The organism is Exobacillus caeni (assembly GCF_005747095.1).
GTDB classification, from domain to species: Bacteria; Bacillota; Bacilli; order Bacillales; family Guptibacillaceae; genus Exobacillus; species Exobacillus caeni.
This window is the reverse complement of sequence record NZ_SWLG01000015.1, coordinates 1-19099: the sequence shown is the minus strand read 5'-3', so window position 1 is coordinate 19099 and position 19099 is coordinate 1. Positions and strand designations below refer to the sequence as shown.

The 19099-nt window shown below is 38.4% G+C and carries 23 protein-coding genes, 1 rRNA gene and 3 pseudogenes; 21 read left to right on the top strand and 6 right to left on the bottom strand.

Annotation, left to right across the window (positions count from 1 at the left end; all coding sequences use genetic code 11):
* Positions 1-106: 106 nt before the first annotated feature.
* The 3 genes and pseudogenes from FCL54_RS24850 to budC form a co-directional block, all read right to left on the bottom strand.
* Positions 107-190 (bottom strand): annotated as a pseudogene (locus tag FCL54_RS24850) (YjcZ family sporulation protein); the annotation flags it as partial.
* Between the two features lie 201 nt (positions 191-391).
* Positions 392-646, bottom strand: coding sequence for a sporulation protein (locus FCL54_RS17900; protein ID WP_138128301.1), 255 nt, complete (start codon positions 644-646; stop codon positions 392-394).
* A gap of 110 nt (positions 647-756) precedes the next feature.
* On the bottom strand, positions 757-1500 hold the full coding sequence (gene budC, locus FCL54_RS17895) for a meso-2,3-butanediol dehydrogenase (RefSeq protein WP_138128300.1): 744 nt from the start codon (positions 1498-1500) through the stop codon (positions 757-759).
* Positions 1501-1723: 223 nt separating this feature from the next.
* Here budC and FCL54_RS17890 point away from each other — a divergent pair, with 223 nt between their 5' ends.
* The 7 genes from FCL54_RS17890 (at position 1724) to FCL54_RS17860 (ending at position 8037) form a co-directional block, all read left to right on the top strand.
* Positions 1724-1930 (top strand): DUF1657 domain-containing protein, encoded by a 207-nt coding sequence (locus tag FCL54_RS17890; RefSeq protein WP_138128299.1) that lies wholly within the window; start codon positions 1724-1726, stop codon positions 1928-1930.
* Positions 1931-2229: 299 nt separating this feature from the next.
* Positions 2230-2730, top strand: a complete 501-nt coding sequence (locus FCL54_RS17885; RefSeq protein WP_138128298.1) for a PTS sugar transporter subunit IIA — start codon at positions 2230-2232, stop codon at positions 2728-2730.
* 30 nt (positions 2731-2760) lie between these two features.
* Entirely contained in the window at positions 2761-4170 is a 1410-nt protein-coding gene (gene treP / locus FCL54_RS17880; protein ID WP_138128297.1) for a PTS system trehalose-specific EIIBC component, read from the top strand.
* Positions 4171-4271: 101 nt separating this feature from the next.
* On the top strand, positions 4272-5954 hold the full coding sequence (gene treC / locus FCL54_RS17875; protein WP_138128296.1) for an alpha,alpha-phosphotrehalase: 1683 nt from the start codon (positions 4272-4274) through the stop codon (positions 5952-5954).
* Positions 5955-5980: 26 nt separating this feature from the next.
* On the top strand, positions 5981-6697 hold the full coding sequence (treR, locus tag FCL54_RS17870; protein WP_138128295.1) for a trehalose operon repressor: 717 nt from the start codon (positions 5981-5983) through the stop codon (positions 6695-6697).
* A gap of 184 nt (positions 6698-6881) precedes the next feature.
* Positions 6882-7076, top strand: a complete 195-nt coding sequence (locus FCL54_RS17865; protein WP_138128294.1) for a hypothetical protein — start codon at positions 6882-6884, stop codon at positions 7074-7076.
* A 124-nt stretch (positions 7077-7200) separates the two neighbouring features.
* Positions 7201-8037 (top strand): DUF4037 domain-containing protein, encoded by an 837-nt coding sequence (locus FCL54_RS17860; protein ID WP_138128293.1) that lies wholly within the window; start codon positions 7201-7203, stop codon positions 8035-8037.
* Positions 8038-8189: 152 nt separating this feature from the next.
* Here FCL54_RS17860 and FCL54_RS17855 read toward each other — a convergent pair whose 3' ends face one another.
* Positions 8190-8630, bottom strand: coding sequence for a hypothetical protein (locus tag FCL54_RS17855; protein ID WP_138128292.1), 441 nt, complete (start codon positions 8628-8630; stop codon positions 8190-8192).
* 566 nt (positions 8631-9196) lie between these two features.
* Between FCL54_RS17855 and FCL54_RS24110 the strand changes: the two genes are divergently transcribed.
* Together FCL54_RS24110 and FCL54_RS17850 are read left to right on the top strand one after the other, a co-directional pair.
* Positions 9197-9364 carry a hypothetical protein gene (locus tag FCL54_RS24110; protein WP_171016909.1) on the top strand — a complete coding sequence of 56 codons (168 nt, stop codon included), beginning with the start codon at positions 9197-9199 and terminating at the stop codon, positions 9362-9364.
* Between the two features lie 209 nt (positions 9365-9573).
* Complete coding sequence (locus tag FCL54_RS17850; RefSeq protein ID WP_138128291.1) at positions 9574-9927, top strand: DNA replication initiation control protein YabA; 354 nt, start codon at positions 9574-9576, stop codon at positions 9925-9927.
* Between the two features lie 110 nt (positions 9928-10037).
* On the opposite strand, the gene cspD is transcribed toward FCL54_RS17850, so the two are convergent.
* Entirely contained in the window at positions 10038-10238 is a 201-nt protein-coding gene (cspD, locus tag FCL54_RS17845; RefSeq protein ID WP_138128290.1) for a cold-shock protein CspD, read from the bottom strand.
* A 735-nt stretch (positions 10239-10973) separates the two neighbouring features.
* On the opposite strand from cspD, the gene FCL54_RS17840 reads away from it, so the two are divergent.
* From FCL54_RS17840 to FCL54_RS24845, 7 genes and pseudogenes are all read left to right on the top strand, one after another.
* On the top strand, positions 10974-12425 hold the full coding sequence (locus FCL54_RS17840; RefSeq protein WP_138128289.1) for a nicotinate phosphoribosyltransferase: 1452 nt from the start codon (positions 10974-10976) through the stop codon (positions 12423-12425).
* 178 nt (positions 12426-12603) lie between these two features.
* Complete coding sequence (locus tag FCL54_RS17835) at positions 12604-12909, top strand: rhodanese-like domain-containing protein (protein WP_138128288.1); 306 nt, start codon at positions 12604-12606, stop codon at positions 12907-12909.
* Between the two features lie 13 nt (positions 12910-12922).
* Positions 12923-13495 carry a sulfurtransferase TusA family protein gene (locus FCL54_RS17830; RefSeq protein ID WP_138128287.1) on the top strand — a complete coding sequence of 191 codons (573 nt, stop codon included), beginning with the start codon at positions 12923-12925 and terminating at the stop codon, positions 13493-13495.
* 16 nt (positions 13496-13511) lie between these two features.
* Positions 13512-13904, top strand: coding sequence for a DsrE/DsrF/DrsH-like family protein (locus FCL54_RS17825; protein WP_138128286.1), 393 nt, complete (start codon positions 13512-13514; stop codon positions 13902-13904).
* A gap of 40 nt (positions 13905-13944) precedes the next feature.
* Positions 13945-15063, top strand: a complete 1119-nt coding sequence (locus FCL54_RS17820; RefSeq protein ID WP_138128285.1) for an MBL fold metallo-hydrolase — start codon at positions 13945-13947, stop codon at positions 15061-15063.
* Positions 15064-15081: 18 nt separating this feature from the next.
* Complete coding sequence (locus FCL54_RS17815; RefSeq protein WP_138128284.1) at positions 15082-15315, top strand: sulfurtransferase TusA family protein; 234 nt, start codon at positions 15082-15084, stop codon at positions 15313-15315.
* Positions 15316-15379: 64 nt separating this feature from the next.
* Positions 15380-15508, top strand: a pseudogene (locus FCL54_RS24845) (sulfite exporter TauE/SafE family protein); the annotation flags it as partial.
* On the opposite strand, the pseudogene FCL54_RS24465 reads toward FCL54_RS24845, so the two are convergent.
* Positions 15509-15613 (bottom strand): annotated as a pseudogene (locus FCL54_RS24465) (sulfite exporter TauE/SafE family protein); the annotation flags it as partial.
* Positions 15614-15940: 327 nt separating this feature from the next.
* On the opposite strand from FCL54_RS24465, the gene FCL54_RS17800 reads away from it, so the two are divergent.
* The 5 genes from FCL54_RS17800 to FCL54_RS17780 all read left to right on the top strand — a co-directional run.
* A complete protein-coding gene (locus FCL54_RS17800; protein WP_138128283.1) occupies positions 15941-16237 on the top strand; it encodes a rhodanese-like domain-containing protein in 297 nt (98 codons plus the stop codon).
* 38 nt (positions 16238-16275) lie between these two features.
* Positions 16276-17412 (top strand): MBL fold metallo-hydrolase, encoded by a 1137-nt coding sequence (locus tag FCL54_RS17795; RefSeq protein ID WP_138128282.1) that lies wholly within the window; start codon positions 16276-16278, stop codon positions 17410-17412.
* 90 nt (positions 17413-17502) lie between these two features.
* Complete coding sequence (locus FCL54_RS17790) at positions 17503-17850, top strand: DsrE/DsrF/DrsH-like family protein (RefSeq protein WP_138128281.1); 348 nt, start codon at positions 17503-17505, stop codon at positions 17848-17850.
* Between the two features lie 15 nt (positions 17851-17865).
* Positions 17866-18246, top strand: coding sequence for a peroxiredoxin family protein (locus tag FCL54_RS17785; RefSeq protein ID WP_138128280.1), 381 nt, complete (start codon positions 17866-17868; stop codon positions 18244-18246).
* A 757-nt stretch (positions 18247-19003) separates the two neighbouring features.
* Positions 19004-19099: ribosomal RNA gene (locus FCL54_RS17780) — 16S ribosomal RNA — on the top strand; the annotation flags it as partial.

The following is a 19099-nucleotide window of genomic DNA, read 5'->3' as shown; positions in this document are numbered from 1 at the left end:
ATTTCCATAACCTTATAGTAATTGCTGTTCCAAAACATTTCAAACTTATAAAAAGTTTGCGAAAAACAAAAACGCCTGAAGCAGGCGCTTTTGTTAAAAGTTTAGTTTAGTATACCCATGCAGCCCCGACGATGATCAAAAGAATAAACAGAACAACTATTAAGGCAAAGCCTCTTCCTGCTCCATATCCATATCCTGGACCGCAGTAACCGTATCCTGGACCTGGAGCATAAGCCCCAGCTACAGGTGCTTCATTACCAAAAGGTGCGTTGTTTGCATACATCGTGTTATTCCTCCCTTAAGATGTGGTACAATAACACATTATGTATTTAACCAAAAAAATCTTGGGCAAAGGCGGAAAGATCTTAAAATTAGGTGGATGCCCGGCTTTTTACGTTAATAATTCGTAAATGTTCATTAATTCTCGTTTTCGAATCGAATCATGCTGGTCATCAGCATATTTCACTTCATTTTCAAGAATCCTCGTTAAAAATCCTGCTTCTTCCTCAGATAAATCCTCCAAAAATGTTACTTCATTTTTATAGTGGTTATTTTCCAGTTTGGAATTTATGCTTTCAACGATGATCTCTTCTGACTTTGTCCAGTTAGAAAGCGATTCCCGTAAATAAGCTAATGTTTTGTCCATTGAAATTCTCCTTAGGTTTTTAAGTTATTCTGATGTTAGGATAACCGTAAAAGGGGAAGTTCATGAATAGTATAAAAAATACCCGAAAAAAAGCCGGGCACTCATATAATTTATTGGGCTGTATAGCCACCGTCAACAAGAAGGTTTGCTCCTGTGACGAAGCTTGCGTCTTCTGATGCAAGGAATGTTACAGCCTTAGCGATTTCCTCCGGTTTTCCAAGCCTTCCCATCGGGTGGAGGGAAATAAGATGATTTTTCATTGCCTCATCAAGCTCGTTCAACAATGGTGTTTCAATATAACCAGGGCAGACAGCGTTCACACGAATGTTTTCTTTCGCATACTCAACAGCAAGTGCGCGAGTCAAATTAACGACTCCACCTTTTGCTGCCGTATAAGAAGCTGTAGCAGCCTGACCAACATGGCCCAGAATGGAAGCACAGTTGATCACACTGCCGCCACCGGATTGCTGCATTGCTTTGATCGCATGCTTCGCACAGAGGAAAACGCCATCAAGATTGATAGAAATTACCTTTTTCCATTCTTCATAAGGAAGGTCTGTCGTTGGAGACATTGCTCCTATTCCAGCGTTGCTGAAAATAATATCCAATTTCCCGAATTCATTAACTGCCCTGTTAACCATTGCTTCAATATCCTGCTCGTTGGAAACATCCACATGCTGGTAAATTACGTTTGTTTGTTCTGTATTTAATTCCGCAGCAAGCTTTTCTCCCATTTCATCATTGATGTCAGCAATTAAAACATTAGCTCCTTCTTTAACCATATCACGAACAGTATACTCGCCTATTCCACTGGCTCCACCTGTAATGATTGCTGATTTCCCTTTTAAACGCATAAATACCATCCTCCTTAATAGTAAGCTTGAAATAATTATAACTCGGGACACAAAACAAATATGTGATGCTTGTTACACTCTTTAATTATACTTTTTAAAGACTGTTTCCTTCCTATACAGTCAATTATTTTAAAATATGAGGTTGAATCAGTTTTCTTTTGGTAAGAATTGCAGAGATAATTTATTCATTAGTGAACATCCTAATTTGTAGGGGGTGAGTTTGATGACTGTAGGTACACAAATGCAGCAAACCATTGCGAGTGCACAGAGTGTTCTCGCCAACTTAAACACTTTTTCTCTAGAAACACAGGATAAAACGGCAAAACAAATGTTCCAGAACCTGGCAAATCAGCAGCAGCAAATTTTAGACAACTTAAACGCAAGGTTCCAGTATATTCAATCTCAAGAACCACAATATAATGATCAATAAATAAAAAGGCGCTTCCCTGTAGAAGCGCCTTTTTATTGATTAAAATCAACTATTACCCCGTTCAAATTTGTTTTCAACAGAAAATCTTCATGGAGTATAAAAATTAGGCAACAAGGAGTATAAACCTGTATATCGGGAACAGAAGGAATGTATTGTTACAGCTAATTTCTAAAAAGTTAAAAAAGAAAAGGACTTTTTTATTGACGAACATGTATATACAAGATAAACTATGTCTTGAACTTGTATATACAAGATTAATTTGAAGAATGTAAGCGATTTTATAATAAGAGGTGAATAAGATGCTAAAAAAATTGTTCGGAAAAAAGGAAGTTCCAAGTGAGGAAACAATTTTTGCTCCTTTAAATGGGAAAGCGGTAAAAATTGAAGAAGTACCAGATCCGACTTTCTCCCAGAAAATGATGGGGGATGGTATTGCGATCGAGCCGGCGGACGGTAACGTTGTGTCGCCTGTGGATGGAACAGTTATTCAATTGTTTCATACAAAGCATGCAATAGGTATTAAATCACAGTCAGGCCTAGAACTTCTTATCCATATTGGGCTGGAAACAGTCATGATGAACGGAGAAGGTTTTGAAGCGCACGTAAAAGAAGGGGATAAGGTGAAAACAGGAGATAAGTTGATCACTTTTGACATGGATCTTATCCGTGAAAAAGCGGCAAGTACAATAACACCTTTAGTCATTACGAACGTGGATACCGTGGAAAACATAGAGAAACAATATGAAGAGAATGCAGTTGGCGGAAAGACACAAGTGATGGATGTTAAGACAAAGTCTTAATAAGCTTCATGGTAAACAGGAGGAAACAAAATGGCAGATATCAGCAGACAATCAGTAGAAGAAATCGTTGAAGCCGTCGGGGGAAAAGAAAACATCTCTGCAGCGACACACTGTGTGACAAGACTTCGCTTTGCCTTAAAGGATGAAGGGAAAGTAGATAAAGAAAAATTAGAAAACCATGATCTTGTAAGAGGCTCTTTCTCTTCAAACGGCCAATTTCAAGTCGTTATCGGACAGGGCACGGTAGATAAAGTGTATAACGTATTAGTCGATGTGGCGGACCTTGAAAGATCCTCAAAGCAAGACATCAAAGATGAAGCTGAAAAAAATCTTAATCCGATTCAGCGTGCAGTAAAAATATTGGCAGACATCTTTATTCCGATACTTCCAGCAATTGTTACAGCCGGTTTATTGATGGGTATAAACAATCTGCTTACAGGACCAGGGATTTTTTATGAAAAATCATTTGTAGAAGTTAATCCAGCATGGGCAGATTTAGCAGGTATTATCAACCTTATCGCGAATACCGCGTTCGTATTCCTTCCGGGATTGATCGGATGGTCGGCAGCTAAAAAATTCGGAGGCAATCCGTTACTTGGAATCGTACTTGGTCTCATGTTAGTCCACCCGGATTTGTTAAATGCATGGGCTTATGGAGAGGCGCAAAGAGAAGGATCGATTCCTGTATGGAACTTATTCGGCCTTGAAATTGAGAAAGTCGGATATCAAGGACAAGTTCTTCCGGTTCTCTTCTCAGCTTATATCCTTGCTAAAATCGAAATCTTTTTAAACAAAAGAGTTCCTGATGCATTCAAAATGTTAGTAGTTGCACCAATCGCACTTCTTGTTACAGGATTTATCGCGTTTATCGCAATAGGCCCGATCACTTTCTGGATTGGAAACGGTTTAACTGATGGCTTAGTAGCTATCTTTGATGCTGCGCCATGGCTAGGGGGTCTTATTTATGGACTTATCTATGCACCGCTAGTAATTACTGGAATGCACCACACCTTCCTGGCAGTCGATTTGCAACTGATTGCAAGTACAGGTGGAACTTTCTTATGGCCGATGCTTGCTTTATCAAATATTGCCCAGGGAGCTGCTGCATTAGGTATGATGTTTATAGCGAAAGACGAAAAAGTGAAGGGTCTTTCATTCACTTCTGCAGTATCAGCTTTCCTTGGCATTACAGAGCCAGCTTTATTTGGTGTAAATCTCCGTTTTAAATTTCCATTTATCGCAGCGATAATTTCTTCAGCGATTGCGGGAATGATTATTACGATGGCAGGAGTTAAGGCTGCATCAATCGGAGTAGGTGGCTTACCAGGATTCTTATCGATTTTCCCTCAATACTGGGGTGTGTTCTTTATCGGAATGGCAATCGTTTTAATTCTGCCAATCGTACTTACCTTTGTATTTGGAAAGCTTAAAAGGTCATAAAAAGGTTATAAATAGGTTTTAAATGCCGTTGGTGTAAAAAGCTGGCGGCATTATTTCTTGAATGGGTAATTATAAAATAAGAAAAAAAGTGGTGATCAAAAATGAAACAGCCATGGTGGAAAAAGTCAGTAGTTTATCAAATTTACCCGAAAAGTTTCAATGATACAACAGGAAATGGAGTCGGAGATCTGCCGGGGATTATTGAAAAGCTAGATTACTTGAATAAACTCGGGATTGATGTAATCTGGCTAACTCCGATCTACAAATCCCCGCAGCGCGATAACGGATATGATATCAGCGATTATTTTGAAATTTATGAAGAATACGGAACGATGGAGGACTTTGACAGATTAATCAACGAAGCCCATAAGCGGGATATTAAACTGATCATGGATATTGTCGTAAACCACACATCAACAGAACATGAGTGGTTTGTAGAATCAAGAAAATCAAAGGATAATCCATATCGAGACTTTTATATCTGGAAAGATGGAAAAGAAGGAGATCCTCCAACAAACTGGCAGTCAAAGTTTGGCGGGAATGCATGGCAGTATGATGAAGAGACAGGCCAATATTATCTTCACCTGTTTGATGTAACGCAAGCTGACCTGAACTGGGAAAATGAAGAAGTCCGGAGAAAAGTTTATGACATGATGTCTTTCTGGTTTGAAAAAGGCGTGGACGGATTCAGGCTGGATGTGATCAACCTTATTTCAAAAGACCAGCGTTTTCCGGATGATGATGGTTCTGTACCTCCTGGGGACGGGAGAAAATTTTACACAGATGGGCCAAGGGTCCATGAATTTATGCATGAAATGAACGGAGAAGTTTTTTCTAAATATGACATCATGACAGTGGGAGAAATGTCATCTACAACCATCGAGGACTGCATTAAATACTCAAACCCAGAACGAGAAGAACTCAGCATGACATTTAACTTCCATCATTTAAAAGTAGATTATCCGAACGGTGAAAAATGGGCGGTTGCTGACTTTGATTTTATAGGTTTAAAAGAAATCCTTTCCACCTGGCAATCGGAGATGTATGAAGGAGGTGGCTGGAATGCATTGTTCTGGTGTAACCATGACCAGCCAAGAATCGTTTCCAGGTACGGAAATGATGCTGAGTATCGGATAGAGTCAGCAAAGATGCTGGCAACAACGATTCATTTGATGCAGGGAACCCCTTATATTTATCAAGGAGAAGAAATCGGAATGACAAACCCTAAATTCGATGACATCTCTGATTACCGTGATGTTGAATCATTGAACATTTTTAATATTTTAAAAGAAGAGGGAAAATCGGAAGACGAAATTCTGGAAATATTGAAGCATAAATCAAGAGACAATTCCCGGACTCCTGTACAATGGAACGGTGAAAACCATGCGGGCTTTACATCAGGAACACCGTGGATCAACGTTGCGAAAAACTATAAAGATATAAATGTTGAACAGGCGCTACAAGACGAGGATTCTGTATTTTATCACTACCAAAAGCTGATAAAATTACGTAAGGACCTTGATATTATTACGTATGGGGATTACCAGTTGTTGTTAAGGGAGGATCCATCAATATTTGCATATGTACGCAATGGCAACGATGAAAAGTTGCTGGTCGTAAATAACTTTTACAGCAGTGAGGTAACCTTTACTTTGCCAAAAGAGATAGAGACGGAAAATTATAGCAGCAAAATCGTTCTTTCAAATTACAAAAGTTCACCAGAAGATTACGAGAAAATTATCCTAAGGCCGTATGAATCCGTCGTTTATCATCTTACGAAATAGTGGTAAAATAATGCAGGTGATTAACAATGAAAAATAATAAATACATGATTGTTTATAATGAACTTGCAGAGCAAATCAAAAACGGGAAGTTGAAACCGGGTATTAAACTCCCGTCTGAACATGAACTTTCTAGTGAATACCATACTTCCAGAGAAACGATCCGCAAAGCACTTACTCTTTTGTCACAAAATGGCTTTATACAGAAGATCAAAGGTAAAGGCTCGGTTGTGCTGGATGTGACGAAGTACGACTTTCCTGTTTCCGGCCTGGTTAGCTTTAAAGAAATTTCACAACGAATGAACATGGAATATAAAACGCATGTCGAAGAACTTGAATTAATCGTACCGGATGAATACATCCGAGACCAATTGGATTTGTCAAAGAAGGACAAAGTATGGAAGGTAGTCAGAGTAAGGGAAATCAATAAGGAGCGAATCATCCTGGATAAGGATTATTTTAATAAGAAGTTCGTTCCATCCTTGACGAAAGATATATGTGAGGATTCGATTTATAACTATCTGGAAAATGAGCTGAAAGTAAACATAAGTTTTGCAAAAAAAGAAATTGTTGTAGAAGAAGCAACAGATGAAGACCGTCAATTAATGGACTTAAATGACTACGAGCATATCGTGGTAGTCCGTAATTACGTTTACCTTAAAGATACCAGCCTGTTGGAATATACTGAGTCAAGACATCGGCTTGATAAATTTAAGTTTGTTGATTTTGCCAGGAGAGAAAAATGAAGAGGAAGCATCTCTCTAAATGGGGGTGCTTCTTTTTGCTTAGTACGCGATGTTGAGTAGTTGTGGATAAATGAAGGGAGTGTAGAACCAACAATGAGAAAAGGTGATGGAAACGAGGTATGTTTCTCCTCCTATCCCGGAGAAAATAGTTGAGAGCAAAACTTTTAAAGGAGATGATCAGTAGATGGTCAGAAAATCACTGGGGGAATGTTACCTGTTAATAAATTTGAAAAATTATTATGGAGATGGATCAAAAAAACACGATGATCTTGAAAAGAAAATCAAGTTGACAGAAGAAGAAGCCCAACTTTTGTTTGAAACCATACAAAACGGCCGCGAAGAACAAATTGACGAAGATATTGAAGAGATTTTTTCATGAAATCAGCCGTTTTGTAGATCAGAGACGCCTTTCTCTGGTTTTTCTTATGGAAAATTAAAGGGTTTGTCTTACGGTCAGCCGAATTTTTGTATGGAAAAGTAACCAACGCGTCAGGGGAGATTATATGGATTTGTATAGTAAAGCGGTAGAGATGGCTAAAAAATACAAACAAAACAATAAAGTAGAAGCGATTCTGTTAGCCGGATCAGTCTCAAGGGGTTGGCAGGATCAGCACTCTGATATCGAGCTTCACATATTATGGAAAGAACCCCCTTCTGAAATCGAAAGAAAGAATCCGATTGATAAATCAGGTGGAAATATTCTTGACTTTTATCCGTATGAGGATGAAGAATGGTCAGAAACTTTTCTTGTAGAGGGCGTAAAGTTTGAAATCAGCAATTTTTTAACAGAGACTGTCGCTCGTTTTGTAAGGCAGGTTGTAGATCATCATCAAACTGACTATGATTTGCAGTGTATTGCCGCCTCGGTATTTTACGGAAAGTGCTTACATGGAGAAAGCGTTATTAACCAACTGAAAAGCAAAGTAATGATATATCCACAGAAATTATCTGAAAATATGATACTAGAACATCTTGAGCTAAGCGGGAGGTGGAATAACCGCTTAGCCCTCGTGGACCGCAAAGATTGGTTGATGCTATATGAAATTGTTTGTGATACACAAAGAAAAGTGTTGGGGGCATTGTTCGGAATAAACAAAATGTATGTCCATCATCCGGCTTTTAAATGGCTCGATCATGTCGTTCAATGTATGGAAGTGAAGCCTAGAGATTTATATAATCGGTTATCAGGCGTACTTCTAGACGGTGACCCGAAAAAAGGAATTTTAGAATTGGAAGAGATAATACAAGAAGTGTTTGAACTGGCTGAAGAGAAATTCCCTTCGCTTAATATAGATGAATTGAAAAAAAGAGCGGACTTTGTCAGACCTGAACATTGTTAATAGGTGAAAGAAACAAAACGCCCCATCCTGGAGATAAGGGCGCTTTTTTCTTGTTTTTATTTAATTGAAAGACAATAAAGACCGCTATACTTAATAAGTTTCCTTTTATACACTATAAGAACCTGGCCATATACAAAAGATCAGGTTTGATATTAGGATTGAGCTAGCTTGTCTTTAAATGCAACAAGCTTTTTTTCCGTATCTTTTACGAGTTGTTTTAACTTATCAAGATCAGGTTCTGTTTCTTTTGACACATCTATTAACGGATAAAGGCTTGCTTCAATATTTTTGTAATCAGCCGGAAACCGCTTTTCTACCTGGTCCTCAATGCGATCCCAGTTAGCTTCGATTTCTTTTCCTAACCGGTTTACTTCCTTAATTTCTATCTCAGCACTTTCAAGTTGTACGTTTAATTTTTCAACTGAAGAAATGACTGTTTCGATCCCTGAGATCATGTCGTTGTTTTGAAAAACACTGATATCCAGAGGTGATTCTCCATTTAGTTTGTTGTTCTCAGGAGAAGAATCAGAGCTGCATCCCGCTCCAATTACTCCAATCAAAAATAATGTTAAAGCTAGAAGGGTTTTTTTCATTATGTTTCTCTCCTTTGTAAAATATTGTCTTTTTGGTGGAATTTAGAAGTTTTCCACTCCTATTCTAGCCCTTATTGTTTTTTCTTAACCGCTAATCAAATATTTTTTGGTACGTTTGCAGTGTTTTTATAGGGAGCTGTTTTACGTCGGTGAAGATGGGGAACCGTCAAAGTGCATAGACTAAGAAAAGACAAACAAAGGGTGGTAAGCATCTATGTTCTGGTCGTACATAATTGTCATAATGATGTTTCTGATAGCTTTTCTGGCCATTTCTATAATTGTGAAAACAATAAAGGAATTATAACAGCCTTAACCCGCAAAAAGGGTTAAGGCTGTAACTCTGATGTTTGGAATGTCGTAGCAGGCAAAAAAACTGATCAAACAAATAATTAATATCGGTGATGGTAGTGTGAATCTATCAGACAAAAACATATTTTTATAAAACTGATATATTCTACTAGAACCAATAGATTTCGTTTTACATAGCCTGTCTAATATAAGGAGATTGATAGTCTTCTTATAAAAGACTTCCTTTTAATAGAATTATAGAAAGGAGGAATAAGTTTATGGCATGTACAACTACTGGTCTTGCTGAAATTGTCGCTGTTCTTCTTTTGGCCCTTACTCTTGTACTGTATTTAATTTTGGCTCCAATTTTAAGTGGAGGAGTTTGTCAGGATCTTTCAGATTGTATAACTAACTGTATTCTAATTGCTGTTGGCCAAACTCCTTAAAGAGGATAAAAATTGAAGCGAATTGGCGCTCTCTTAGCTTTGTCTAAGAGGGTCCTTTTTCATGATGAACCAGTAAGATCATATGTCGGTTTTATATGAAGGAACTTTTCTCATTTAATTCAAATAACCAATCAAAAAGAATTTACAAGCATAGGATAAAAAGAAAAAGGAATCTATTAAAAACTTTTTAATAGAGAGGTGGTAAAATAATGGAAATAGATCGGGATAAGCTTCAAGAACAAGTAAAGAAGCTAACTGAAAATAATTCCTCAATCGACATGAATGGTCTGTTTAAAATAGCATCAAATCTTTTAAAAGACGAGAAGATTAGAAACACTGTTACGGGTATCTCTTCCCAGTTGAATCATTCGAACACGTCATCTAACAAAGAGGTGAAAGAAAACGGAAATAAAATTCTCGATAGTATGCAACAACATTCCGAAGAAATGAACAAGCAGATGGCAGAATTAAAAGAGGAACTTGCTGAGCTTAAAATCCAGAATTCAGAATTGAAGCAGCAAGTAAAAGAATTCGCAGAGAAAAAGAAAAAGTGGTGGAACTAAAGTTCAACAAGCATTCAAAACGGAAAGATGAAGAGTCTTTGCCTGACTTTGCTTATATGGTAAAACAAAAAGGAGAAGGGGATCCCCCTTCTCCTTGTATGTTTCAAGCGTTACGCTTTAGTTACGTTAGCAGCTTGAGGTCCACGGTTACCTTCAACGATTTCAAAAGTAACTTCTTGACCTTCTTCTAGAGTTTTGAAGCCTTCGCCTTGAATAGCAGAGAAGTGTACGAATACATCGTCTTGACCTTCTACTTCGATGAATCCAAAACCTTTTTCTGAGTTAAACCATTTTACTTTACCGTTTTGCATTGAAAAATCCTCCTATTATGTACAAACATGTACATATAAAAAATATTGACCATCTTACAAGAAATGAAAAGAGAATATAAAAACTGTAACTTCGAGAGGTTTAAATATTTGCCATCCTCCCATGAAGTTACAGCCTTATTTAAATCCCTATTATTAAAAGTAAAATGGTTTAAAGTAATAATATCACTTTAAAAACTTAAATGCAAGCCAGAATAAAAAATGGATGAATTGTACTGTTGCAAAAGAGAAGACTTGGATTATAAGCATACCAAAATTAGAGGAGTTTTTACCCTTTAAAAGAATTAGTATTACCATAAACCTCTTTCTGTCATATAAGTAGAGGTTTTTTTATATGCTATGTGAATAATAATGTTCTAATAACTAATAAAATGGAGTTCCAAAACGATCCAGTAAGCAGACTCTTATAGGTTCCCAGGGGTTTATGCTTAAATGCAAGTAATCGGGAACCCGTAAGAGACGCCGAAAGAGCAAAGATAAATAAAGATCAGCAATGCTCGCTAGCAGAGCCGTATTAAAAAGGCATGGTTTTCTGGCCTACACATGATTTATTTGCTTCTGTAACAGACTGGATAGAAAAAATGAGTTCGAATAATGTGCAAATAGATAAACGTTTAATCGAATAGTACTCTTTGGACTTAAACCATAACAAAATAGGGTATAACAAGGAAAGAAAGCAAAAATACGTACCAGTTGGATTTGAAAGGAGCTGGAAACATGCAAAATAATCGACTTACCCTTCATACCGACAAATATCAAATCAACATGATCTACGCCCACTGGAAGTTAAACAGGCATAATAACATTAGAGTTTTTGATGCGTACTATCGTAAAAATCCATTTGGGAACGGTTACGCCGTGTTTGCAGGGCTTGAACGTATTATTGATTATATTAACGGTCTAACCTTTACCGAAGAGGATATTTCCTATTTAAAAGAACAACCCGAAGACTATGATGAAGGGTTTTTACAAGAGTTAAAAGAGTTCCGTTTTACAGGAAATATTGATGCAGTCCCTGAAGGAACGCTAATATTCCCGAATGAACCTGTAATACGAGTAAAGGCCCGAATTTTTGAAGCACAGCTTATTGAGACGGCAGTGCTAAACTTCTTTAACTATCAGACATTGATTGCTACGAAAGCATCTCGAATACGCCAGGTGGCACCGGAAGATCAATTAATGGAGTTTGGAACAAGACGTGCTCAGGAAGCGGATGCAGCGATATGGGGGACACGTGCTGCATTCATCGGGGGTTTTGACGGTACAAGCAACATGGAGGCAGGAAGGTTATTCGGAATTCCTTCTGTCGGGACCCATGCTCACTCCTGGGTGATGGACTTTGAAACTGAGCTCGATGCATTTATGGCATACGCTGAGGTACATCCTGATAATACTGTTCTGCTCGTTGATACATACGATACATTGAAGAGTGGTGTTCCAAACGCTATTAAAGTAGGAAAGTGGTTAGAAGAAAAAGGGTACAGATTGAAAGGAATCCGCCTTGATAGCGGCGATCTTTCTTATTTATCAAAAAATGCCAGAAAGATGCTGGATGAAGCGGGCCTTGATTATGTGAAGATTATTGCAAGCAACGATTTAGACGAGAACGTCATATTCAACTTGAAAGCACAGGGGGCAAGAATTGATAGCTGGGGTGTAGGTACCCAACTGATCACCGCCGCTGACAATCCTGCATTAGGAGGAGTCTATAAACTTGTGGCAAAACAAGAGGACGGCGATTTCACCCCTGTTATAAAGCTGTCGGGGAATCCAGAAAAAGTTACTACGCCAGGATACAAAACAGTCTACCGCATAATTAGTAAAAACAACGGAAAAGCAGAAGGGGATTATATTGCTTTTAATGATGAAAAAGTGAAGGACCAGGAAAGGATTAAACTTTTCGATCCCGTCCATACGTACCTCCATAAATATGTGACTGATTTCAATGCAGTCGAACTATTAATGCCTGTTTTTAGGGTTGGAGAGCAGGTGTACAGCCTTCCAACACTTGAAGAAATAAAAGGATACCATCAAAAACAGCTTTCCTTATTCTGGGATGAATACTTAAGAAAATTGAATCCTGAACGCTATCCTGTCGATCTTAGTGAAAGCGTCTGGAATCAAAAGATGGAACTAATGTCAAAGTTTAAACAAAAAAATAACGGTTAGTAGGCGAAAGGACTAATTTTTAAAATTAGTCTTTTTTCACGTTTGATTCCATACCCCTGAAGGTATAGAAAAGAATGTAAGTATTTTTGAATTAAGGTTTATTAATGCTGCCTTATAAAAAATGGGAACAAGCGCAAAATACTGATATTAAATTAGAAACGAGCAAAGGAGAAGTAAAATGGTTAAAGAAATTTCCCCGCAAGAAGTAGCAAAGCGTGTTAGAGAAGGAAAAGACGTTAGTATCATCGATGTTCGCGAAGATGAGGAAGTGGCCCAGGGGAAAGTCCCGGGAGCTCGCCATATTCCATTAGGCGAATTGGAAGACCGTTACAGTGAAATCGATAAGTCACGGGAACATGTTATGGTATGTCGCTCAGGAGGAAGAAGCGGAAGAGCGTGTGACTTTTTAGCCGGAAAAGGGTTTAACGTACGCAATATGACCGGCGGAATGCTGGATTGGAAGGACGAAATAGAAAAAGGATAAGGAGGAATTCACAGTGGAAGTAACCGTTAATAAGGTTTTGGATGCGAAAGGACTTGCATGCCCGATGCCTATTGTGAAGACAAAGAAGCAAATGACAGAGCTTGAGCCCGGGCAGGTCATAGAAGTTCAGGCAACAGATAAAGGATCTACCGCTGACATTAAAGCATGGGCGGAGAGCACAGGGAATCAATATCTCGGAACAGTAGAAGAAGAAGGAACTTTAAAGCATTATCTGCGTAAAGCGACACCAGAGGAGGAAAAAGCAGAAACTAAGCATCCGCACGTTACCAGTTTAGATGAGCTGTCGAGTAAAGTGGATGGGGATGAAAAGTTCACTATTCTCGATGTGCGGGAACCTGCTGAATTTGCATTCGGGCACATCCCGGGAGCGAAAAATATCCCGCTTGGGGAGCTGGAGCAAAGATTTGAAGAACTTGATCAAAACGGTGAGATCCATGTGATTTGTAGAACAGGGAACAGAAGTGATTTAGCAGCACAAAAGCTAACAGAAAAAGGTTTTAATAATGTGAAGAATGTTGTTCCAGGAATGAAAGAATGGTCAGGAAAGACAAATAATAACCAATAACAGGAGGTTTTTAGAAATGAAAAAAGTGGCGATTATCGCAGCGAACGGTGGTCTCTTTGATGCCTACAAAGTATTTAATATAGCTACAGCTGCAGCGGCGACAGATGCGGAAGTAGGGATTTTTTTCACATTTGAAGGATTAAATTTGATTCATAAAGAAGGGCATAAAAATTTAGAGGTACCTGCCGGGAAAGAGCATTTTCAGGAAGGATTTAAAAAAGCAAACGTTCCTCCGATCGATGAACTATTGGGCATGGCACAGGAAATGGGCGTTAAACTTATCGCATGCCAGATGACGATGGATGTGATGAGTCTTGAAAAAGAACATTTTGTGGAAGGAATCGATGTTGGCGGTGCGGCAACATTCTTGAACTTTGCCTCTGATGCAGACGTAACATTAACATTTTAATCACCCTACAGGAGATCATGAACAATAGGAGGTAATACAGATGAGTGACGCAATATCGGTTAAAGAACTAACAAAAAAGATAATAAACGGCGACAGTGTGTTTATTTTAGACGTTCGAAACACTGGAGATTTTGATGACTGGAAAATTGAAGGAGAAAACGTCGAAGTGATCAACCAGCCTTATTTTGATCTTTTAGAGGGAATCGATCCAGTAATGGATAAACTGCCAAAGGATCAACCGATCTATGTTGTTTGTGCTAAAGGCGGGTCTTCAGAATTTGTCGCTGACCAGATCAACGAAGAAGGTTATGAAAATGTTTATTCCATCGAAGGTGGAATGAAAGCCTGGAGTGAGCATCTAGAACCAGTCAAGATCGGTGAAGTAGCAGGAGGTTCCATTTATCAGTTTGTCCGTATCGGAAAAGGCTGCCTATCCTATTTTATCGAATCAAACGGAGAAGCAGCAATGGTCGATGTTAACAGGATGATTGAACAATATGAAGACTTTTTGAATGAAAAAGACGCAAAGATCACCCATGTATTTGATACACACTTGCATGCCGATCACATTTCCGGAGGGAAAAAGCTAGCTGAACAAAAAAATGCGGCTTATTACCTGCCGCCTAAAGATGCAGAAGAAGTACAGTTTGAATATGAAAAAGTCCGGGATGGGGATGAGTATAAAATAGGAGAGACTACGATTAAAGCACTATATTCACCTGGACATACTATAGGAAGCACTTCGTATATTGTGGATGATAAATATCTTTTAACCGGTGATATTCTTTTCATCGATTCGATCGGCCGTCCTGACTTAGCAGGAAAAGCTGCAGATTGGGTTGCTGATTTGAGGGAAACGCTTTATCAGCGATATAAAGAGTTGACAGATGACCTTATTGTACTTCCGGCTCATTACATGACGATTAAAGAGATGAATGATGACGGAAGTGTATCGGCCAAGCTTGGGGTTTTATACAAAGAAAATCATGGTTTGAACATTAGTGATGAAGATGAATTCCGCAAGACTGTTTCGGAAAACCTGCCACCGCAACCAAATTCTTATCAAGAAATCCGCGAAACAAATATGGGCAAAGTTTCCCCTGAGGAAGAAGAGCAAAGGGAAATGGAAATCGGTCCGAACCGGTGTGCAGTTCGATAAATACTGGAGGTGTAAGATATGTCTGTTCATTCGGATAAAGTGTTAGATTGCAAAGGCGATGCTTGTCCAATGCCAATTGTTAAGACGAAGAAAGCCATGGATGGACTAAATTCAGGAGAAGTATTGGAAGTACAAGCAACCGATAAAGGAGCTAAAAGTGATATGACCGCATGGGCCAATTCAAGCGGCCATGAGCTAGTACAAAGTGCAGAGGAAGACGGTGTATTAAAATTTTGGATTAAGAAAAGCTGAAGGGTACCATTAAAGGTACCCTCTGTTTGTTCCTGTAAGGAGTTGAACATAAGGATGGGAACCGATTTTCAGTTTTCTCATAACAATTTTCCTGATTGGCTCTATAGGATCTTTTATATCGGGAATGGTTGGGATCGGAGGCTCTATCATAAAGTATCCTATGCTTTTATACATACCGTCGCTTGTTGGCTTTCGTTTTATTAAGATAACCACCTTTTCGGTAAGCCCAGACACCGCCTATCATTGCGAACAAAACTTGAACTGCGCTTATCCCGGATACCTGATGAGCCGTAAACGCTTATCATTTACTTTTTGCATAAAGGAAATACACGTAGATTCCTCGAAAATGTATCATCTTTGTTGTTTTTCATTCCTCATAAACAACAGTTGATTGCAGTGAAGGGCAGTCGACTCTGGCGAGAAAAGCAACAATCCTTTAGAAAACAGCATTTAATTTATATAGTTGACAATATACCTCTATGGGTATATTATAAAGACAGAAAACTGTTAATGGCAGTTTTAATTTTTTGTTGACTATATACCCCAAGGGGTATATAGTGGTAATATAAGTTAAAGAGAGAGTGAATGGATAAAAAAGATTGGTAGTGGAAGGAGGTATTCACAAATGAAGCAAATAACACCAAACCAGGTTAACGATAAATTGCTTTCTGGAGAAACTCTGAATATCATCGATGTACGTGAAGTGGATGAAGTGAAAGAAGGAAGAATCCCAACAGCTTTAAACATTCCACTGGGGCTTCTGGAATTCCGTATTCAAGAATTAGATAAATCTAAAGAGTATATCATGGTTTGCCGCTCTGGAGGAAGAAGCGGACGCGCTGCGAGTTTTCTCGAAGGTCGTGGGTTTAAGGTAATCAACATGTCCGGAGGAATGCTTGAATGGGCAGGAAGAGTTGAATAATTTTTTTAAGTAAATTAATACTATTGGGGGTATTAGTAATGACTGTGAAAGAAATGACAGCAAAAAATTTGACGGAAAGAGTACTCAACAAGAATGAAGTTTTTATTCTCGATGTTCGTAACGAAAGTGATTTTAATGATTGGAAAGTTGAAGGAGAAAACTTTGAGTATTTGAACGTTCCTTATTTTGAGTTGATCGATGGGATCGAGCCAATCGTTGATAAGATTCCAAAAGACAAAGAAGTTGTCGTCATCTGTGCAAAAGGTGGCTCTTCCATTTTTGTCGCAGAGCAACTTGTTGAAGCAGGTTTCGATAACATTTATTCACTGACTGATGGAATGAAGGCTTGGAGTGAGCATTTATATCAAGCAAAAGTATACGAAGACGAAGAAGTTAAAGTATTCCAATTCGTTCGTGTTGGTAAAGGTTGTCTGTCTTATATGGTCGTTTCAGAAGGGGAAGCGCTAATCGTAGACCCGGCTCGTTTTGTGGACAAATATAAGGATGCAGCAAAAGAAGAAGGTGCTACCATTACTCATATCGTAGATTCTCATCTGCATGCTGATCACATTTCAGGTGGTAAAATGCTTGCTGATCAAACTGGAGCTAACTACTACCTTATGAAGAGTGAAGGTGCGACCTTCGAATTCAAAGCATTGGAAAACCATGAAAAGATCGAATTTAATAAAGTCCAACTAGAAGTTCTTGCTGTAAAGACACCTGGACATACTCCAGGAAGTGTATCTTTCTTTGTTAATAATAAGCTTCTTTTCTCCGGAGATACTATTTTCGTAAGCGGACTCGGACGCCCTGACCTTGGTAATAAGGTAAGAGAATGGGCAAACGATCTTTATAATACTGTTCATGACAAAGTATCGGATATTGCAGACGAGGTTATCGTTTTGCCAGGACACTATGCTGATTTTGATAGTGAAATAAATAAGGATGGCTATATCGGAGATACACTCGGAAACATCCGTAAACGAAATGAAAAAATGTTTAATACTCCAAAGGAAGAGTTTTTAAATAACGTCGAAAAATCTGCAAGCTCCGTAAAACCTCCAAATTTTGAGGAGATTGTATCCATTAACCGTGGTATGGAGAGTGCTGATATTGAGAAAATGCAAGAATTGGAGATCGGACCGAACCGTTGTGCGGTTCACCATACAGAATAAGAACAATAACGGGAGAGGGAGCCTTCAAAGGTTTCCCTCTTCCAATAAATTTTCTGAGAGCGTTTACTTTTCTATAAAGGAGTTTCTGCTATGGGCAATAAAAAGTTCATCTATTTTGTTACTCTGAGCTCTAATGTACCTTTTGTATTAAAAGATGCTTTGGAAAGAACTTCACGTAACGATAAAGTTATGGTCTTTTTTGATCTTGATGGTGCACGGGCATTAGATAAACGTTATTTAAAAAAGATTGATAGGACACACGGGACAGATCTCTCCTTGCTTTTCAAGAAAGCTATTGAGTCAGGAATCGGACTTTATGGTTGCCAGCTAAATGTACTTCTTGCAGATGGAATGAAATTGATTGAAGGAGTTGAATTGGCCGGAGTAGCTACGTTTCTCGATATGGCTTATGATGCAGATGCGGTATTGAGTTACTGAAAGGGGATAGTTAAAATGGAAAAAAGAAAAGTTGTTGTATTAGCATTCCACGATGAATTAGAATCTGCATACCCTCCTTTGAATATCGCTGTAGGATCAGCTTCAACAGGTGCTGATGTAACGCTTGCCTTTTCAAGAAGAGGGGTAAATATGCTAGACAAAAAATATTTCCCCAAACCTTCCCACGGTATCGAATACCTTGCAAATGCTTTAAATGACTTTAATGCTCCTTCAATTCAAGGTCTTTTAGAGATAGCGGTGGAGGCCGGGGTTAAACTGTTTGTAGTAGATATGGACTATAAGGAAGAGATAGATTTTAGCTATCCTGTGGAACAGGTTCCCCTTAAATGGATTCTAAACGAAGCGGTTTCTGCGGATCTATTCGTTCATTTTTAAGCAAAAGTATCTATGTTTATATATTTCATTTTTATGAGGTGAAAGTTTATGGATAGAAAAAACAATTGCGGAAACGGGACTTGAGGAATTAAGGGAAATAAACCCCGAAGAAAATTAGTCCCGCCAATATGACCCGGGGTTTTAGTTTGGCTCCTGGTAGGAGTCATCATGCTGCTACAAAAGCTATTCTAGAAAAGGCAATAAAAACACTTGCAGGATTTATGCAAGTGTTTTTATATAATATAAAAGAATGAAGAAATAACGAGTTTTAATTAACCAAAAATTAAACTTCTGCGAACAAATAATGTGAAGTTTATTATTGTTCCATTCTAGATTTTCGGCTTTCAAAAACAAATTTCAAAAACAGATTGACTTCTTTTGTTGGACTTGCTATAATTTCTATTGCTGCTTCGAGGCAGTGGAAACGGATTTGTTTTACAGATCAAGAAAAGGTTTAGAGGTCTTCCGTTTTCTTTTTAGAACTCATTTTTTAAAAAAATATTGACTTCCACGAACCGAAATGTTAAACTTGTTTTTGTTGCTGACACAACGGCAATAAGCAAAAGAGTAAAAAAACGTCTTAAAAAACGATGTTGACTTCTGCGAATTTAGATGATATACTTAATCTTGTCGCCGAAAACGACAACGCGCATGAAGGATTAATGGCTGAAGGCCATCACATCCCGTGCGTCGTAGTTCTTTGAAAACTGAACAAAACGCCAAGCGAATTAAGCTTTAAAGCTAGATTGAACTTATCTTATCGGAGAGTTTGATCCTGGCTCAGGACGAACGCTGGCGGCGTGCCTAATACATGCAAGTCGAGCGAAGAGATGGGAGCTTGCTCCCTGATCTT

What these genes read in the sequence shown, in the direction of transcription:
- FCL54_RS17900 (WP_138128301.1), bottom strand. Translation starts at nt 646, where the DNA reads ATGGACAAAACATTAGCTTATTTACGGGAATCGCTTTCTAACTGGACA.
- budC (WP_138128300.1), bottom strand. Translation starts at nt 1,500, where the DNA reads ATGCGTTTAAAAGGGAAATCAGCAATCATTACAGGTGGAGCCAGTGGA.
- FCL54_RS17890 (WP_138128299.1), top strand. Translation starts at nt 1,724, where the DNA reads ATGACTGTAGGTACACAAATGCAGCAAACCATTGCGAGTGCACAGAGT.
- FCL54_RS17885 (WP_138128298.1), top strand. Translation starts at nt 2,230, where the DNA reads ATGCTAAAAAAATTGTTCGGAAAAAAGGAAGTTCCAAGTGAGGAAACA.
- treP (WP_138128297.1), top strand. Translation starts at nt 2,761, where the DNA reads ATGGCAGATATCAGCAGACAATCAGTAGAAGAAATCGTTGAAGCCGTC.
- treC (WP_138128296.1), top strand. Translation starts at nt 4,272, where the DNA reads ATGAAACAGCCATGGTGGAAAAAGTCAGTAGTTTATCAAATTTACCCG.
- treR (WP_138128295.1), top strand. Translation starts at nt 5,981, where the DNA reads ATGAAAAATAATAAATACATGATTGTTTATAATGAACTTGCAGAGCAA.
- FCL54_RS17865 (WP_138128294.1), top strand. Translation starts at nt 6,882, where the DNA reads ATGGTCAGAAAATCACTGGGGGAATGTTACCTGTTAATAAATTTGAAA.
- FCL54_RS17860 (WP_138128293.1), top strand. Translation starts at nt 7,201, where the DNA reads ATGGATTTGTATAGTAAAGCGGTAGAGATGGCTAAAAAATACAAACAA.
- FCL54_RS17855 (WP_138128292.1), bottom strand. Translation starts at nt 8,630, where the DNA reads ATGAAAAAAACCCTTCTAGCTTTAACATTATTTTTGATTGGAGTAATT.
- FCL54_RS24110 (WP_171016909.1), top strand. Translation starts at nt 9,197, where the DNA reads ATGGCATGTACAACTACTGGTCTTGCTGAAATTGTCGCTGTTCTTCTT.
- FCL54_RS17850 (WP_138128291.1), top strand. Translation starts at nt 9,574, where the DNA reads ATGGAAATAGATCGGGATAAGCTTCAAGAACAAGTAAAGAAGCTAACT.
- cspD (WP_138128290.1), bottom strand. Translation starts at nt 10,238, where the DNA reads ATGCAAAACGGTAAAGTAAAATGGTTTAACTCAGAAAAAGGTTTTGGA.
- FCL54_RS17840 (WP_138128289.1), top strand. Translation starts at nt 10,974, where the DNA reads ATGCAAAATAATCGACTTACCCTTCATACCGACAAATATCAAATCAAC.
- FCL54_RS17835 (WP_138128288.1), top strand. Translation starts at nt 12,604, where the DNA reads ATGGTTAAAGAAATTTCCCCGCAAGAAGTAGCAAAGCGTGTTAGAGAA.
- FCL54_RS17825 (WP_138128286.1), top strand. Translation starts at nt 13,512, where the DNA reads ATGAAAAAAGTGGCGATTATCGCAGCGAACGGTGGTCTCTTTGATGCC.
- FCL54_RS17820 (WP_138128285.1), top strand. Translation starts at nt 13,945, where the DNA reads ATGAGTGACGCAATATCGGTTAAAGAACTAACAAAAAAGATAATAAAC.
- FCL54_RS17815 (WP_138128284.1), top strand. Translation starts at nt 15,082, where the DNA reads ATGTCTGTTCATTCGGATAAAGTGTTAGATTGCAAAGGCGATGCTTGT.
- FCL54_RS17800 (WP_138128283.1), top strand. Translation starts at nt 15,941, where the DNA reads ATGAAGCAAATAACACCAAACCAGGTTAACGATAAATTGCTTTCTGGA.
- FCL54_RS17795 (WP_138128282.1), top strand. Translation starts at nt 16,276, where the DNA reads ATGACTGTGAAAGAAATGACAGCAAAAAATTTGACGGAAAGAGTACTC.
- FCL54_RS17790 (WP_138128281.1), top strand. Translation starts at nt 17,503, where the DNA reads ATGGGCAATAAAAAGTTCATCTATTTTGTTACTCTGAGCTCTAATGTA.
- FCL54_RS17785 (WP_138128280.1), top strand. Translation starts at nt 17,866, where the DNA reads ATGGAAAAAAGAAAAGTTGTTGTATTAGCATTCCACGATGAATTAGAA.